This window comes from Oscillospiraceae bacterium, assembly GCA_009780275.1.
Classification (GTDB): domain Bacteria; phylum Bacillota; class Clostridia; order Oscillospirales; family UBA929; genus WRAI01.
Genome location: WRAI01000003.1, coordinates 53844 through 69699, shown reverse-complemented (window position 1 = coordinate 69699; position 15856 = coordinate 53844). Strand labels below are relative to the sequence as shown.

Below are 15856 nucleotides of genomic sequence, written 5' to 3'. Positions count from 1 at the left end.
TTGATGAAGTTGATTTTATTGGGTGCGCCTGGCTCAGGCAAAGGCACACAAGCTGAGCACTTGTCTCGGAGGCTGGATATCCCCGCTATTTCAACGGGACAGATGTTGCGTGAAGCCATCGCGGCGGGTACCGAATTGGGGAAGAAAGCAAGACTCTTTGTTGAGAGCGGCGGGCTTGTGCCAGACGACATTATGATTGGCTTAATTCAAGAGCGGGTCACGCAAAATGATTGCCAAAAAGGATTTATCCTTGATGGTTTCCCGCGCACCATTCCGCAGGCTGAGGCGTTGGACTGTGCCGTAGGCATTGATGCGGTTTTGAGTATTGAGATTGCTGATGAAGAGATTGAACGCAGAATGAGCGGTCGGCGCTCTTGCCCTAAATGCGGGGCGAGCTATCACATGGAGTACAGGCAACCACGCCAAGATGGTGTGTGCGATAATTGCGGCAGCGCGCTAGAACGTCGGGCGGACGATGAGCCGGAAACGGTGCGTGTACGTCTGGAGACCTACCACGAGAATACCGCACCTCTTAAAGGTTATTACGCCCGCATGGGTAAGTTGAAGAGTGCAGTCTCTCAGCATGCCATTGAGGACACATCGCAGCGTTGCTTGGGGGCTTTGGGATTATGATTCCTATCAAATCCCCGCGCGAAATCGCACTGATGCGAACAGCGGGAATGATTGTGGGGCAAGCCTTGCGGCTGGCGGAGCGCACGATTCAATCGGGCGTGACGACAAAGGACTTGGACGACATCATCCGCAAACACATCACAGCGCAGGGTGCAAAACCGTCATTTTTGGGTTATCGAGGATTTCCGGCAAGTGCATGCATTTCAGTCAACGAGGAGTTGATTCATGGAATTCCCGGTGGGCGCGTGTTATGCCAAGGCGATATTGTTGGCATTGATGTCGGTGTTTGTCATGAGGGATTTCATGCAGACAGCGCGGCGACGTTTTCCGTCGGTGCAGTCGCGCCGAAAGCACAGCAATTGATTGATATTACGCGGCAGAGCTTTTACCAAGGCTTGCAATTTTGCCGAAAAGGTGCGCATATTGGTGACATATCACAGGCGATTGGCGATTACGCTAATAAACATGGCTATGCTGTTGTCGAGCATTTCACAGGACATGGTGTGGGTGCGTCATTGCATGAAGAGCCAGAAATTCCTAATTTTTTCACCGGTAAGCGCGGGGCGCGGTTGGCTAGCGGCATGACATTGGCCATTGAACCGATGATTATTGCAAGCAATCGTCCCGATGTTGAAATTCTCAAAGATGGCTGGACAGTAGTCAGTGCTGATCGTGCGCTGACAGCTCATTATGAGCACACTGTACTGATTACGGATGGCGCACCTGAGTTACTCACAGCGCGTGAGGGTGATGTCTCATGAGAAAAGGTGATGTAGTGCGGTCAACGCACGGACATGACAAAGGCGGCATTTTCGTTGTATTAGACGTGGAAGACGACTATTTGCATTTGGCAGACGGACGGAAACGCCGTATCGAAAAACCAAAACGGAAAAAATGTAAGCATGTACAGAAGATTGCGGCAGAGGCAATTGCGCTGCCAATGGAACGTTTAAGCAATAAAGCCGTATGGCAAGCGTTGCGTCAATACAGAGAGGGGTAGCACTATGGCTAAAGAAGATGTCATTGAACTGGAAGGCGTCGTGACCGAGGCGTTGCCCAACGCCATCTTTACCGTTGACATTGGCAACGACCATAAGATAATGGCGCACATCTCCGGAAAATTGCGAATGAATTATATTAAAATTGTGCCTGGCGATAAAGTGACTGTACAGATGTCGCCATATGATTTAACGCGAGGTAGAATCACTTGGCGAGCAAGAAACTAAGAGTTGCCGTATACGAGGCGTGACAAACTAGGAGGCTACTAAATATGAAAGTCAGACCGTCAGTTAAACCCATGTGTGAAAAATGCAAGGTCATCAAGCGTAATGGACGCGTGATGGTTATTTGTGTTAACCCTAGACACAAACAAAGGCAGGGTTAGAACTGCCGAGTGAGCGAGCGACAAAGTCGTCGCTGCACACGAGGCGCGACATATTAGAAACTCAAAAATGGATTGCGAGGTACAATCATGGCAAGGATTGCAGGCGTAGACTTACCGCGTGAAAAGCGAGCAGAGTACGGATTGACGTACATTTTCGGCATTGGCCCTGCCACGTCGAGAAAAATTTTGGCGGGTGTCGGCATCAGTTTAGACACACGCGTCAAGGATTTGTCAGAAAGCGATGTCGACAAAATCCGTGACTTCATTGACAAGAACGACATCTTGGTTGAAGGTGATTTGCGACGTGAAACGGCAATGGATATTAAGCGTTTGGTTGAAATCGGCTGTTACCGCGGTGTGCGGCACCGTAAAGGCTTGCCGGTGCGCGGGCAGCGCACTAAGACCAACGCGCGCACGCGCAAAGGGCCGCGCCGCACGATGGCGGGCAAAAAGAAGTAAGGGAGTGAAGCAGAATGGCAGCACCTAAGAAACGCGTGGCGACACGCAAGCGTCGCGAACGTAAGAATATCGAAAAGGGAGCGGTACACATTCGTGCCTCCTTTAACAACACAATGGTTACTATCACAGACTTGCAGGGCAATGCTGTTTGTTGGTCATCGGCTGGTAAACTGGGGTTTCGCGGCTCGAAAAAGTCGACACCTTTTGCTGCGCAATCAGCCGCTGAAGTTGCTGCTAAAGCAGCGATGGAGCACGGTATGCGTACCGTGGAAGTCTACGTCAAAGGTCCCGGATCGGGTCGCGAGGCCGCCATTCGCGCCTTGCAAACTGCAGGACTTGATGTGCATCTTATCAAAGACGTGACGCCCATTCCGCACAACGGATGTCGTCCGCCGAAACGTCGTAGAGTGTAGAGGAGAAACAACTATATGGCAAGATATACAGACGCGGTTTGCCGTCAGTGCCGCCGCGAAGGTCAAAAACTCTTTCTAAAAGGCGACCGTTGCTACACGGGAAAGTGCAGTGTGGTGCGACGCGCATATGCGCCTGGACAGCATGGCCAGGGGCGCAATAGAAAGTTGTCTGAATATGGACTGCAATTGCGCGAAAAGCAAAAGGCCCGCCGCTATTATGGCGTGTTAGAAAATCAATTTCTGAAATATTATAAAGAAGCGGCGCGCCGCCCGGGGCAAACAGGCGAAAACCTGTTACGCCTGTTGGAAACGCGCTTGGACAACGTGGTCTATCGCATGGGTTTGGCAAATAGTCATCCTGAGGCGCGGCAACTTGTCAATCACGGACACTTCACTGTCAATGGCCGCAAAGTCAATATCCCGTCATACTTGGTCAAGCCGAGTGACGTGATTGCCTTGCGTGAAAAAAGCCGTAGCAGCGAAAAGTTCAAAGGTTTGACGGAAACTGCTGGACGTGGCGCACCGGAATGGCTGCCATACAATAAAGATACATTTTCGGCAAGCGTTACGCAGTTGCCGACACGTGAACAGATGGACTTGCCCATTGACGAACAGTTGATTGTTGAGTATTACTCTCGCTAACTTGTTCTTACGTATTTTCAACCATTTATAATAACTAGGAGGGTACTCAATGATAGAAATCGAAAAACCCGCCATTGTTTGCGTCAGCGAAGACGAGTCTTACGGAAAATTTGTTGTCGAGCCTTTAGAACGTGGATATGGCTCCACGCTGGGCAACTCATTGCGTCGTGTCTTGCTTTCGTCATTGCCCGGTACGGCCGTTACAACGGTAAAAATCACCGGTGTAAGCCATGAGTTTTCTACCATTCCCGGTGTCAAAGAAGACGTCACCGAAATCATCTTGAACGTAAAAAATATCAATGCCGTTTTACACAGCCCTGATATCAAGATTGTGACGGTTACGGCCGACGGCGAGGGCGTCGTCACTGCAGGCGACATCGTGGTTGATGCCGACGTAGAAATCAAGAATCCCGATTTACACATCGCGACATTGAGTCCCGACGCCAGCTTGGAAATGGAACTCACGATTTCGCACGGACGCGGGTATGCATCTGCTGATATGAATAAGCCGCGCGATACCGTTATTGGACTCATTCCAGTAGATTCCATTTATACGCCGGTGCAGAAGGTCAACTACACTGTAGAAAATACCCGTGTTGGTAATATGGTCGACTTTGATCGCTTGACCATCGAAGTGTGGACCGACGCTACTATTACCGCGCGCGAGGCGTTGAGCCTCGGCTCGGTTATGCTGACCAACCATTTGGCACTGTTCACTGAATTGTCCGACTTCATGGGGCGCGGTGCCATGACAACCGAGCGCGGCGACGCCGGCAACAGTAAAGTATTGGAAATGACTATCGAAGAGCTTGATCTCAGTGTGCGTTCATTTAATTGCTTGAAACGCGCCGGTATCAATCTGTTGAGTGATTTGCTCGGAAAGACCGAGGACGATATGATGAAAGTGCGGAACTTGGGTCGCAAATCATTGGAAGAAGTCATTGCCAAACTCGACGCCATGGGGCTTGGCTTGGCGACGGAAGAATAGGAGAGTATTGATATGCCCGGAACACGTAAATTAGGACGCGTCACATCGCACAGAATGTCTATGCTGTATGGTATGGTCACGCAATTGCTGGACGCGGGAAAACTCACCACAACAGTCACGCGTGCGCGCGAAGTCGCGCCGTTGGCTGAAAAAGTCATTACATTGGCGAAGAAAAATGACTTGGCGGCATACCGTGCGGCGTTGGCGATTGTCACGCGCGAGGATGTAGTTAAAAAGCTCTTCACCGAAGCACCGGACAAGTTTGCTGACCGAAGCGGCGGCTATACACGCATTACCCGTGTCGGCATTCGCCGCGGCGATGCGGCGGAGACGGCGCTGCTGGAAATTTTGTAAAATTTTAAACATAAGAGGGCGATTTATATCGCCCTCTTATGTTTTTATATCACGGCAAATTTTGTCTACTGTCTCATGCAAACTCATGTCTTTATGTATAATATTTTCGTTAATGTTTGAAAGGAAATCCTTCTCTCGCCACCATGTCTTCATTTCAGATTCTCCAAAGTTGAGCTGTTTCGTTTTTTGCTTTTGTTCGTGCCTTTTTAGCGTTTCTTCGAAAGGTATATCAAAGTAATATGCAAGCATTCGGTTGTTAAAGGTATCCTCTATTTGCATAAACAGTTCTTCATGGTCATCAGCGTACAATATACCCTCGATAATGGTGATAGCGCAATGATTATGACCAAACAGAATAAGATGCTTTAATAGTTCGATGCTTTTGCTATCTGCTCCGCCATGCACCCATAACATTTCTCAGCGTATATCATCTTGCGAAATTAATAGTGTTCCTCGCCCAATTTTTTCTTGCAAGGCCTTTGCCACTCCCGGAATTGCCGCGCAATATAATGATTTTCGATGTGTCCATTTTACAGTTTACTCCACTGCCAATGTTTCGGCAATAGCACATGCCAACTGGTCGGGACAAGATGTCGATTTGCGCCCACAAGTAATGCCGGACAGAATTTTCTGTGCTTGCTCTGCCGGTCGCCCCTCCACCAATTTTGCCACGGCGGCAAGGCTGCCATCGCAGCCATTGAAAAATTGGACGTGTGTGACGATACCATCGATGATTTCCACTTCGATTTGATGGGCACAGGTGCCTTTGGTATGGTATGTGTGTTTCATTAGAGTTCTCCTTTCAATGTTGTCCAACCCTCGCGTTGTAAACGTTGTGTAATCTGCAGCCCTAAGGACTCTTCTACACGCTTGGCGTGTTTGTCAATAATTCCCGACGCAATCAACTTTCCGCCCGGCGCAAGTAGCCGTTTGATATATGGTGCAAGATCTACCAGTAAGTCGGCGACCAAGTTGGCACAAATAATATCGGGCTTGAAGTTGAACATAGCTTGCATTATTTCTGGATTTGCGGTAAAATCGCCTTGTTGGATTTTGTAATTTGTGGCTTTGTTGGCAACGGCATTTTCTTCGGCAATTTGGCATGCCATGGGGTCAATGTCGATGGCGAATGCTTCGCCTGCGCCTAGCAGCAGCGCCGAAATAAATAAAATTCCGCTGCCGCAACCGATATCAAGCACACGCTCGCTGCCCTGGATATTGCTTTCGAGCATTTCGAGACAAAGCAATGTGCTAGCGTGCGTGCCGGTGCCAAAACTCATGCCGGGATTGTTGTAAAAGATGCGCCGGTTGCCAATGTCTTGACAATCCAGCCATGCCGGTTGGATGCGCAGCCGTTCCCCGATATCAATCGGCCGATAATACTGCTGCCAAGCATCTGCCCAATCCTGCTCGTCAACTTTTGTGATGGTCAAATGACAGTCGAGCAGGGGACAGACACATTCACGCAATCGTTGCGTTTGTGTGTCGTCCTGCGTATAGACCGTCACGGCATTTTGCGTTAGACTGTCTGCAAAATCATCGTCAATCAGTTCCCAATTGTGGCGGTTTTCGAGCTGGTATTGAAATTCAGCGGTACTTTCAACTTCAATTTGATCAAAGCCCGCCGCCGATAGTGCGGCAATTACGTCGTCGAGCGATTGTACTGTGGTATTGATACGGCATCGTTGGTAAATCATAAATCATTATCTCCACGTAAAAGATTAAAGGTGAGAACCATGCAAGCACTGCGAAAAATATTACAAACCATTGTCGCGCTCGTGCAGCGCATCCACCGCCAAGACATGTGGGGGCTGGCGGCGCAGACGACGTTTTTCCTCATGCTGTCAGTTTATCCGCTATTGTTGTTTTTCGTGTCGCTGATGTACCAAACAGGCAATGAATTGACAAATGATACGCTGCACATCGTACTGCCCGGCGACGTAGCAAGCGACATTGTGGAAGAAATCACACAAGCCAGTCGATTGGGCGGTCAGTGGTCACTCCTTGCCGTCATTGTCTCAACATGGGCTGCTTCGACGGGCGTGTGGGCATTGATGCGCGGCATCCACCGCGCTTATCACGAAAAACGCATGGCTAGCCCTGTGCGCTATCGCATTCTGGCGCTGATTTTTACCTTTGCTTTTGGTATAGTAATGGTCATTTCCATGTTTGTCCTCATTTTCGGACGGCAAGCGGCACAGTTTATCAGCAATCAGCTTGGCACGGAAAATTTCGCCATGACCCCTGGCGTGCGCATACTTGTCATGCTGGGTGTGTTGAGCGGCTTTTTAACTTTACTCTATCGTTTCACACCCGGCGTCGGCGGAAAACTGCGCACACACGTCCTGGGCGCGTTTATTGCCGCTATGGCTTGGATTGCTTCGGCATTTGTCTACGAGGCTTACATGAACAACTTTGACCCGTATTCGAGCATTTACGGTGGCATAGGTGCTTTCTTGGGGCTGATGGTCTGGGTTTTTATCCTTTGCTTGATTGTGCTGGCCGGCGCCGAAATCAACGCCTATCGCCGCGAACTGACGGCCAAGCAACGTAAGAATGGGGTGTCTCTTTGACAGGTCTGTACGTACATTTGCCGTTTTGCGCGCGAAAATGCAAGTATTGTGATTTTTATTCACTGCCCATGGACACGCAACACGCCGATGACTACTTATGGGCGCTGACAAAACAAATCGTGCAAACAACGCCGGTAGCAATCGACACCGTCTACTTTGGCGGCGGAACGCCGTCGCTTTTTGGTACGTCACGAATTGCGGTCTTGCTCGATGTCATCGCCAATCATTTCATTCTTGCACCAAACGCCGAAATCACACTCGAAGCTAATCCAGAATCCATCACGCCATCAACCTTGATTGCATGGAAGCATTCCGGTATAAACCGCCTGTCCGTCGGTGTGCAGTCACTTGATGAGGCTGCGCTGCAATGGTTAGGGCGTATGCACACGGCAAAGCAAGCCTATCAAGCCGTGCAGCAAGCGAGCCAAGCCGGCTTTGACAACATTAACATCGACCTGCTTTACGGTTTGCCGTTGCAGTCAATTAAACATTGGCAGCAAACACTCGAAAGTGTTACAACATGGCCCATTCAACACATTTCAAGCTACGGGCTGAAGCTCGAACTTAACACGCCTCTGCACAAAACAGGACAAACAGCGACCGACGACGAATTTGCCGAACAATATTGCCTGATGACGGAATTGCTGCCTGTGCATGGCTTTGGGCAGTATGAAATATCCAACTTTGCGCGCAACGGTTATGAGGCGCGGCACAATATGAAATATTGGCAATTACAGCCCTATATCGGTGTCGGCGCGTCAGCACACGGCGATTTCGACGGCCTGCGCACTGCCGTTGTGTGTGATATACGAGCATACATCCACGCGATGCAAACAGGCGGAAATATCTACACCCAGCAACAGACTGTCACACAACGAGAACGCGCCGAAGAATACCTCATGCTCGGTCTCCGCACCACCCACGGCGTTTGTCGCGAGGAATATGAGAAGTATTTGCCGCGTGATGCGGGGGCGGCAATCGGCTGTCCGCAGGGGTCGCCTTTCCAAAAACTAGCATCATACCAAGCTCATGGGTTAACTGATTATGTAAACCTAAAGGGTAGTGGCTGCAAACGTTGGCGGTTGACACCGCAAGGGATGTTAATCAGCAACACACTGATTGGCGAACTACTGACATAGAGCGCAATACACCTCACATCGGCTGAACCTCGTATAGCGCGACTGCGGTTTTGGTCAAATTTCCTATTTAGTACGTTTTGCAGCAGGCAACGGCTGACCCGAAGGTGTCACCCGCCCCGCGTTATTCAGCACCGACAGCAACGACGTGTTAAAGTGCGGAAACTCCTCGGCAAGCGTTTCAAAGCTGACGTTAAGCGGTTCGCTGAGTTCCGACAATCGCACTGCAAGTTCGGCCTCCGCCGTCTTTAGCTGCGAGTCGGCGACTTGTTGATAAATTAAACTGTCAACAGCAAACGCGTTGTCTGGCAAGGCTTTGTTGGACGCGTACATCAGTCGGAACAGCTTGTAATACGTCAAGCTGATATACTGCGCCGCCGCCTTGACAAGCTCGTTTTTGCGTGGACGCCCGAGAATATCGAAGAGAATGCCTGTAGCATTGATAATCATCTTTTTCTGCATCATAGCCGATGCCAGACCGCGCAACACATTATCGCCAGCTGCCGACGGCACATCTTCGGCCAAAATGACGGCACCATCGCGCGAGAAACTGCGCCCGAGCAGATAATCGGATGTCACACCATAGTAATCACAGACATCACAGATAAACTGCAAGCTCGGCTTGCGTGCGCCGTTTTCATAATGTGACAACAAGGCCTGACTAATGCCTAAGTCCCGCGCAGCCTGTCGCTGGCTAATTTTTTTCTCTTGCCGTAGTAACGTCAGTCGCCGATTAATCGCCATTTTCATAGAAATCCCCCCTGTGTTCTAAGATAACTCAGCGTATTATAACATGTTCGGCGCTGCCGCGTCAAATTTGGTGTAAAGCACACAAAACACGCCGCTTGTTAGAAAGAAACAGGGAAATGCGGCGTGAATATGGTCATGTCGGGTATACTTTATCTTAGCAAAAACGCATACTGACATGTTAGTTGCTGCAAATATAAATCGGCTTGACAGCTCTGACCGCCACACCTCTTTTCCGTAGCAATAGCACCGTCAGTGCCACCGCGCCCGATGCCCCCGCCGCAATTGCGCCACAAGCAATGACTTGTTTGCGTTTGCGCTGACGCTTCTTCCACGGCAACACTTTCACCGTTTCGGCTTCCTCGATAAACGTATCGGCGACCTGACCGATGCTTGCCCACAATGTCTCAGCTTTTTGCTTTGTCATACAATCACCTCTTCTTTCTCTAATTGTGCCTTCAATTTCTTGCGCGCTCGAAATAAGATGGACTTTACATTGTTTTCGTTCATTTGAAATCGTCTGCTGATATCACCCAAACTCTCGCCGTGGAAATATCGCAGCACAAAAATTACCCGTGCAGTTTGCTCCAATGACTGCAAATATTCGTTGATGATTTCTGTAACGGCTGCGGCGTTTAACATATCTTCCACGCCGCCCGCCGCGGGGATGCAGTCTTGCAACTCACTCAGCAGCAAATCAACTTCATCGCCGCCGCGCTTATCGGCGCGCTTGGCTTTCCAGCGATTGATAGCTAAGTTACGTGTAATTTTCACCAAAAAAGCGCCTAATAATTCCGGGCGGCTTGGCGGGATCGCTTGCCAGGCCTTAAAGAGTGCATCATTGACGCACTCTTTAGAATCTTCGTCATCACGCAAAATATTTTGTGCTGTACCATAGAGCCGTCGCCCATATTTTTCCTGAGTTTTTGAGAGAGCCGTTTCCTGCCGTTGCCAGTATAAAGCAACAATTGCGCTATCCTCCAAGCAAAATACCTCCTTACTAAACAAATAGACAATAAACTGACGCATTGGTTGCAAGCAAAAAGTAAGATTGGTAATAAACAAAACACCGAACAAGAAAATAAATGTACGCTGTTAATTGTTCTGATAGACAAAAAATGCCTTATGCCTTATAAGGCCAAAAATCGTGTTCCCACATTTTTTCCATCAATAATATCATACAGCACGTCCGGTTCGCCGCCGTGCGCAATCACCATCTCAATGCCGTGTGTCAAACATATCTCTGCCGCTTGCAGCTTGGTCATCATGCCACCTGTGCCGCGCGCGCTGCCGGGTCCTTGTGCGCAAGCTCGTAACACGTCATCGACGGCGTGAATTTTTGCTAATGGCTTGGCGTTTGCATTCTCACGGGGATCGCCGTCGTATACGGCATCAATGTCAGACAGCAACACAAGCAAATCAGCATTCAGCAATGCTGCCACCTCGGCGGATAACCTGTCGTTGTCGCCAAAAATCATGCCGCAATCTTCGATTTCTTCGGCACTTACGCTGTCATTTTCATTGACAATTACTACGGATTGCAAGGCAAACAGCGTGTTGAAAGTGTTGAGCAAGTTCTGCCGTGACGGCTCATGCTCTAAGTCGCGCCGGGACAGCAAAATCTGCGCCACCGTGCGCCCATAATCGCTGAAAACGCTGTCATAGGTGTGCATCAAGGCGCATTGCCCGACAGCAGCAGCAGCTTGTTTGCCCGGCAAATCGGCGGGGCGTTCGGACAGGTTCATCTTGGCAATACCAACAGCAATTGCGCCACTTGTGACCAGCACGATATAGTGTCCTCGTGCAGCAAGGTCGCTCAGTACTCGCGCCAGCTTGACAAGTAAGCGCATATTCGGGTCGCCAGACGCGTGCGTGACGGTTGAAGTGCCAACTTTTACCACGGTAATCATAAAATTCTCCCAACGGTACGCAAAACATCTTCACTCTTTACTTCAATCGGCAGATACTTTGCGTTCAATGATTCAAGATACACTTTTTGTGCCGAATAGTCAATACTCAATCGCTTGCAAAAGCTTTCATTATTCAACACAAACAGCCCAATGTCTCCGTTTTGTAGGCTAGGCGTGGCTTTGACAAAGGCAATGTCGCCATCGTGTAAACGCGGTTCCATGCTGTCGCCTTGGATACGTATACCGAAATCGGTTTCACGCGGCACGTTGCGCAGTGTTAATCGCCGCGCCCCGTCGCCGTCCAAATAATGCCCAACTCCCGCGCTTGCCGGTGTGTCATACACGAGCAATTCACGTTCTGTCAATGCAGCTTCACAGCGTCGTTGCTCAGCGTGCGCGACTTGTTCAACAGTCGTACGCCCCAAATCATCCAACATCAAAAACACACGCATCAAGGCATTGGCGCGTTTTGCCGCCGCTGCATTTGGTGTTTCGGCAGGCTTTATTTCTTGTGATGGAAATGCAATTATACTATTTGTCGTTTGCTTGGCATTGTGAATCACAACAGGTTGTTCCGGTGGCTTTTCTGCATTTTTATCATAAAACTCATCCAGCGATGTCACTCCATACAGCCGAATCAAAGTAAACAATGTCTCAGCACCGGGTTGTGACACTCCGCCCTCCCAATGCGCGATATTTTGTTGGCTGCGTCCGATTAAATCGGCGGCTTCTTTCTGGGTCATATCGCAATCGCGTCGTAGGCGTTTGAGCCGCTGCCCAATGTCTTTTTTCGTCATGAAACCACCTCCATATGACATCATTATACACCAAATGTTCGAATTTGACAAGTATTTTTTGTGTTTTGCAGACAAAATCTTTGATTAGCTGTTTTAAAGACTGTCGTAAGGTGCATTGCGGTCTTGCTCTCTGAGTAATTTTGTGGCATAATAAAATCAAAAAGGAGCGTCTCTATGCTCAATACGCCCAACGCTACGCGCCTACACATTGCCATCGTGGGCGACTGCAATGTCGGAAAATCAACGCTTTTCAACACCCTGTTGGCGCAAAACGCCGCGCTTGTTTCAGCTATTCCCGGTACGACGACAGATGTGGTGGCCAAAGCGGTGGAGTTCTTGTCGCTTGGACCGGTTGTGCTGATGGATACGGCAGGGCACGACGATCAAAGCGACCTTGGCAAGGCGCGTATTGAAAAAACGCTGCAAGCTCTTGAAAAGGCTGACATCGTGCTAATTGTCATACGCGGCGACGTGTCGCCGCAGACAGATGCTTTGCGAACCAGACTGGCACAGCACGGTACGCCTTTTCTTTTGGTGAAGAATGTGGAGGATCGCCCCGATGCGTTGTGCCATTCCTCTATGGAAGAGGAATCTATCCCGGCTATCACCGTCAATGCCTTTACAGGCGAAGGCATTGGGTCATTGTGTGAAGCCATTGCCTCACTTGTGCCGCAAATACTAGAACCGCCGTTAACAGCGCACTTGGTACAATCGGGCGATATCGTGCTGCTTGTGATGCCGCAGGATAAACAAGCGCCCAAAGGACGGCTGATTCTGCCGCAACAGCAAGTCATTCGCGACCTGCTTGATAATGGCTGTACTGCCATATCAACTACGCCTGCACAACTATCAAACGCTTTGCGTCATTTAACTTCGCTGCCCAAGCTTGTCATAACCGATTCGCAAGTTTTCCGCCAAGTACGGGAAGATTTGCCGCAGGGTATGCCATTGACATCATTCTCCATGCTTTTCGCTCGAGCCAAGGGCGATATCGAGCTGTTTATTGATGGTGCAAACGCTATCGATAGCTTGCGACCGGGAGATCGTGTGCTGATTGCCGAATCTTGTACTCACGTTGTACAAGATGGCGATATTGGGCGGGAGAAAATTCCCAAGCTGCTCAACAAGCATGCTGGTGGCGAACTGCAATTCGACTTTGCCGTAGGCAACGATTTCCCGGGCAATTTGCGCGACTACAAGTTGGTCGTGCAGTGCGGTGGTTGTATGTTCAATAGGAAAAGCATGCTGTCAAGGCTGGAAAAAATAAAGAACGCCGCCGTACCCGTTACCAACTATGGCGTTGTTATTGCCAAGTTGCAAGGCGTTTTGGAGGATACAGTAATATGATAAACGATTACACGCACAGGCCCGCCACGCCCGATGATCTTGAACAGATATGGGCGAAAAATATCGCCGACAACCCCGGCGACGAGCGTTGGATTGCGTGGCGTGACAATTTTATTCAAAGTAACCTTGACGGCAAAAGTAAAACCTTTGTCACGCTCTATCGCGGTACGCCCATTGGCGAGGGGACACTGCTGCTTTTGTCCGAGTGTATTCAAGGACGGACGGACCTCGCCGATGGCAGTATAGTGGTCAATCTCAACGCCTTGCGCATGGATAAGCGCCACGAGGGCAAAGGCCATATGTCAAGGCTCGTCAAGTTGATAGAACAGCATGCGGCGGACTTGGGGTATAAGAAAATCACAATCGGCGTTGCGCCGAGGGATACACGCCCCCTCGCCATTTATTTGTACTGGGGCTATGATACGCTTGTGAGGACGGACTACGAAGAAGATGGCGAACTTGTGCTGTATTACGCCAAAAACTTATAGAGGTGTGCTATGCATCATACCATCACGACCCAACGCCTGACGCTTATTGCGGCGACGGCAGAGGAGCTCCGCGCCGCCGCCCGCAAGCCGAAAAAACTGCCGCAAATTATGGGGAAATGTACGCCGCTCAACGACGATTTGCGCTACTATCGTAATAAAGGCGGTATTTACGACGCTAAAGCCGATTTGCTGGATATTTATCCCGAAGAATGGTTGTTGTGCACGGCTTGGCAGCTCTGCCTCGATGGTATGCTGATTGGTGAGTGCGGTTTCAAAGGCCTGCCGATTGAGGGGATGGCAGAGATTGGTTACGCCTTGCGCGTGACGTACCAAGGTCACGGTTACATGAGCGAAGCCGTTAAGGCGTTGTGCCGCTATGCCTTTGTCAATGACCCTCGCATCGACGTTATTATGGCGCAAACGAAACGGCGCAATATCAACAGCCAGAATGTATTGCAAGGATGCGGCTTTGTACGTGAGGATAGGCGCGATTGGTATACGCATTGGCGATTGAAGCGTACATAAGGGCGGTCAATTTTGCCGCCCCTTGTAGTTTATAGAATATAGTCTGTAATACAGTCATACCAATGCACATATATTTCGCCATTGACAGTCAGCTGCTCGTTATCAGGCAATTTCTTGCTCCATAACTGCCCATAGTATTCAAGCTTCCAGTCGTTACGGTTAAATCGCCGCCATAAGACTGTGCGACCGTTTGCGTCAATAAAATATTCCGCTAAGCCACCCATGACATAAGTATTCACATCCAAAACGCAAATACAATCATATGTTTTGCCGCCAATTGTAACGGTATATCTACCTGCAACATCCAGCAAGTCGCCTTGTTTTTCCGTTGTGATTTGATTGCCGTTGCGTCTGATGGTACCCTTGGCTTTTAGGTTGATTTCATTGCCGCAATTGTCTTCACCAAAGCCCCAATTGCCTAGAAACGCGTCGCCGTCTAAGAACGTGAAGTATTGTTTGACTTCGCCGTCGAGATGCCGTGCCGCCAAAATACGGCAATGTGTATCGGTCAGCTGCGTTACAAATGTTCTGATAATATCTCGGCTCTCACCATGCCCTTCATGTTCGCCGCCACGTTGTTCATGGACAACAATTTCTACACCGTCAACGCCATGCACCCTTGCGCGGCCGGTGACTTCTAGTGTATATGTTTCGGTGCGCTCACGCTCCGGCCAATCATACATGGCCCACGAGAGTTTTTCGCCCAGGCGTGGTATGAGGAACCAGCCCATCATTTCCTCCCATTTGCATTCAAACGGTGGTTTGGCGGTTGGCGTAATTGTGTATTCGGGCAACATTTTGGGTAGTTTTCTCATTGTTTTTTCTCCTTTTAATACAGGCGGGTAAGGATAAGAGGACTTGAATCGTTGTTTCGCCGCATACAAACGGCTTTTGACCGTGCCGAGTGGTATACCGAGCTTGTGTGCGATATCGATTTGTGGCAGACCATGTAAATAAAACAATGTCAACATTTGTTTGTCAGTATTGACGAGGCCGTCGAGTGTTTCGTGTACTAACTCTCTAACGGTCATGCCAAAACTGCGAGCTGCTCAATGACAGCTCCGTCACTTCGTCCCACGGAAAATCAAGTTGCTTGGCATGTTTACGGTAGAAATCGCGGATTTTATTTGTTGCGATTTTTAGCACCCATGGCTTGAATGCTTCTTGACTCCATACCGCTTCGCGGTGCGACCATGCTGCCAGCGCGACATTTTGTAACACATCGTCGCCGTCAGCTTTGCTCGGCAGCTTAAAATAGCAAAATCGTTGCAAAGCACTGAAACACTCGGCATACAATCGCTCAAATGTTGCGGCATCCATATCCTTACCTCCTGCTTGATTGATTATTATGAAAACGTTTTCATAAGTATAAACGAATTGCACGGGCAAAAGGTTCATCTTATGCAATGATAGTTATATTATAGAAGTGAGAGTTTAGTCAATCCGCCTCGTTTGACAAA

Annotated in this window: 25 protein-coding genes; 15 read left to right on the top strand and 10 right to left on the bottom strand. The window is 49.4% G+C overall.

The window, feature by feature from the left end:
• Positions 1-3: 3 nt before the first annotated feature.
• The 10 genes from FWE06_01755 to rplQ all read left to right on the top strand — a co-directional run bounded on the left by FWE06_01755 (position 4) and on the right by rplQ (position 4873).
• Complete coding sequence (locus FWE06_01755) at positions 4-633, top strand: adenylate kinase (GenBank protein ID MCL2545905.1); 630 nt, start codon at positions 4-6, stop codon at positions 631-633.
• Positions 630-1394 (top strand): type I methionyl aminopeptidase, encoded by a 765-nt coding sequence (gene map / locus FWE06_01750; protein MCL2545904.1) that lies wholly within the window; start codon positions 630-632, stop codon positions 1392-1394. The genes FWE06_01755 and map overlap by 4 nt, the downstream gene beginning before the upstream one ends.
• Positions 1391-1633: a KOW domain-containing RNA-binding protein gene (locus tag FWE06_01745; GenBank protein ID MCL2545903.1), complete on the top strand. Its 243-nt coding sequence runs from the start codon at positions 1391-1393 to the stop codon at positions 1631-1633. The genes map and FWE06_01745 overlap by 4 nt, the downstream gene beginning before the upstream one ends.
• Before the next feature lie 4 nt (positions 1634-1637).
• The gene (infA, locus tag FWE06_01740) at positions 1638-1859 is read left to right on the top strand and encodes a translation initiation factor IF-1 (protein MCL2545902.1); all 222 of its coding nucleotides are present in this window, start codon (positions 1638-1640) and stop codon (positions 1857-1859) included.
• A gap of 44 nt (positions 1860-1903) precedes the next feature.
• The gene (rpmJ, locus tag FWE06_01735; protein ID MCL2545901.1) at positions 1904-2017 is read left to right on the top strand and encodes a 50S ribosomal protein L36; all 114 of its coding nucleotides are present in this window, start codon (positions 1904-1906) and stop codon (positions 2015-2017) included.
• Between the two features lie 87 nt (positions 2018-2104).
• A complete protein-coding gene (gene rpsM / locus FWE06_01730) occupies positions 2105-2476 on the top strand; it encodes a 30S ribosomal protein S13 (protein MCL2545900.1) in 372 nt (123 codons plus the stop codon).
• A 14-nt stretch (positions 2477-2490) separates the two neighbouring features.
• On the top strand, positions 2491-2889 hold the full coding sequence (rpsK, locus tag FWE06_01725) for a 30S ribosomal protein S11 (GenBank protein MCL2545899.1): 399 nt from the start codon (positions 2491-2493) through the stop codon (positions 2887-2889).
• A 15-nt stretch (positions 2890-2904) separates the two neighbouring features.
• Positions 2905-3531, top strand: coding sequence for a 30S ribosomal protein S4 (rpsD, locus tag FWE06_01720; protein MCL2545898.1), 627 nt, complete (start codon positions 2905-2907; stop codon positions 3529-3531).
• Between the two features lie 49 nt (positions 3532-3580).
• Positions 3581-4519, top strand: a complete 939-nt coding sequence (locus FWE06_01715) for a DNA-directed RNA polymerase subunit alpha (GenBank protein ID MCL2545897.1) — start codon at positions 3581-3583, stop codon at positions 4517-4519.
• 12 nt (positions 4520-4531) lie between these two features.
• A complete protein-coding gene (rplQ, locus tag FWE06_01710; protein ID MCL2545896.1) occupies positions 4532-4873 on the top strand; it encodes a 50S ribosomal protein L17 in 342 nt (113 codons plus the stop codon).
• 36 nt (positions 4874-4909) lie between these two features.
• On the opposite strand, the gene FWE06_01705 is transcribed toward rplQ, so the two are convergent.
• The 3 genes from FWE06_01705 to prmA all read right to left on the bottom strand — a co-directional run bounded on the left by FWE06_01705 (position 4910) and on the right by prmA (position 6570).
• On the bottom strand, positions 4910-5287 hold the full coding sequence (locus FWE06_01705) for a uridine kinase (protein MCL2545895.1): 378 nt from the start codon (positions 5285-5287) through the stop codon (positions 4910-4912).
• Positions 5288-5410: 123 nt separating this feature from the next.
• Complete coding sequence (locus FWE06_01700; GenBank protein MCL2545894.1) at positions 5411-5662, bottom strand: TIGR03905 family TSCPD domain-containing protein; 252 nt, start codon at positions 5660-5662, stop codon at positions 5411-5413.
• Positions 5662-6570, bottom strand: coding sequence for a 50S ribosomal protein L11 methyltransferase (gene prmA / locus FWE06_01695; protein ID MCL2545893.1), 909 nt, complete (start codon positions 6568-6570; stop codon positions 5662-5664). The genes FWE06_01700 and prmA overlap by 1 nt, the downstream gene beginning before the upstream one ends.
• 39 nt (positions 6571-6609) lie before the next feature.
• Here prmA and FWE06_01690 point away from each other — a divergent pair, with 39 nt between their 5' ends.
• Positions 6610-7446 (top strand): YihY/virulence factor BrkB family protein, encoded by an 837-nt coding sequence (locus FWE06_01690; GenBank protein MCL2545892.1) that lies wholly within the window; start codon positions 6610-6612, stop codon positions 7444-7446.
• Positions 7443-8585, top strand: a complete 1143-nt coding sequence (gene hemW / locus FWE06_01685; GenBank protein ID MCL2545891.1) for a radical SAM family heme chaperone HemW — start codon at positions 7443-7445, stop codon at positions 8583-8585. The genes FWE06_01690 and hemW overlap by 4 nt, the downstream gene beginning before the upstream one ends.
• A 63-nt stretch (positions 8586-8648) precedes the next feature.
• Here the strand turns inward: hemW and FWE06_01680 are convergent, their stop codons facing one another.
• From FWE06_01680 to FWE06_01660, 5 genes are all read right to left on the bottom strand, one after another.
• Positions 8649-9332 (bottom strand): helix-turn-helix transcriptional regulator, encoded by a 684-nt coding sequence (locus tag FWE06_01680; GenBank protein MCL2545890.1) that lies wholly within the window; start codon positions 9330-9332, stop codon positions 8649-8651.
• A 178-nt stretch (positions 9333-9510) separates the two neighbouring features.
• Positions 9511-9756 (bottom strand): hypothetical protein, encoded by a 246-nt coding sequence (locus FWE06_01675; protein ID MCL2545889.1) that lies wholly within the window; start codon positions 9754-9756, stop codon positions 9511-9513.
• Positions 9753-10313: an RNA polymerase sigma factor gene (locus FWE06_01670; GenBank protein MCL2545888.1), complete on the bottom strand. Its 561-nt coding sequence runs from the start codon at positions 10311-10313 to the stop codon at positions 9753-9755. Before FWE06_01670 ends, FWE06_01675 begins: the two co-directional genes overlap by 4 nt.
• A 146-nt stretch (positions 10314-10459) precedes the next feature.
• Positions 10460-11239 (bottom strand): glutamate 5-kinase, encoded by a 780-nt coding sequence (proB, locus tag FWE06_01665; protein ID MCL2545887.1) that lies wholly within the window; start codon positions 11237-11239, stop codon positions 10460-10462.
• Complete coding sequence (locus FWE06_01660) at positions 11236-12036, bottom strand: XRE family transcriptional regulator (GenBank protein MCL2545886.1); 801 nt, start codon at positions 12034-12036, stop codon at positions 11236-11238. Before FWE06_01660 ends, proB begins: the two co-directional genes overlap by 4 nt.
• 174 nt (positions 12037-12210) lie before the next feature.
• Between FWE06_01660 and hydF the strand changes: the two genes are divergently transcribed.
• Genes hydF through FWE06_01645 form a run of 3 tightly spaced genes read left to right on the top strand, consistent with a single transcriptional unit; the run spans position 12211 to position 14396 of the window.
• Complete coding sequence (hydF, locus tag FWE06_01655; GenBank protein ID MCL2545885.1) at positions 12211-13383, top strand: [FeFe] hydrogenase H-cluster maturation GTPase HydF; 1173 nt, start codon at positions 12211-12213, stop codon at positions 13381-13383.
• Complete coding sequence (locus FWE06_01650; GenBank protein ID MCL2545884.1) at positions 13380-13871, top strand: GNAT family N-acetyltransferase; 492 nt, start codon at positions 13380-13382, stop codon at positions 13869-13871. The genes hydF and FWE06_01650 overlap by 4 nt, the downstream gene beginning before the upstream one ends.
• 9 nt (positions 13872-13880) lie before the next feature.
• Positions 13881-14396, top strand: a complete 516-nt coding sequence (locus tag FWE06_01645; protein MCL2545883.1) for a GNAT family N-acetyltransferase — start codon at positions 13881-13883, stop codon at positions 14394-14396.
• Positions 14397-14425: 29 nt separating this feature from the next.
• Here FWE06_01645 and FWE06_01640 read toward each other — a convergent pair whose 3' ends face one another.
• A complete protein-coding gene (locus tag FWE06_01640) occupies positions 14426-15211 on the bottom strand; it encodes a hypothetical protein (GenBank protein MCL2545882.1) in 786 nt (261 codons plus the stop codon).
• Between the two features lie 205 nt (positions 15212-15416).
• Complete coding sequence (locus tag FWE06_01635; protein ID MCL2545881.1) at positions 15417-15716, bottom strand: RNA polymerase sigma factor; 300 nt, start codon at positions 15714-15716, stop codon at positions 15417-15419.
• Positions 15717-15856: the final 140 nt, after the last annotated feature.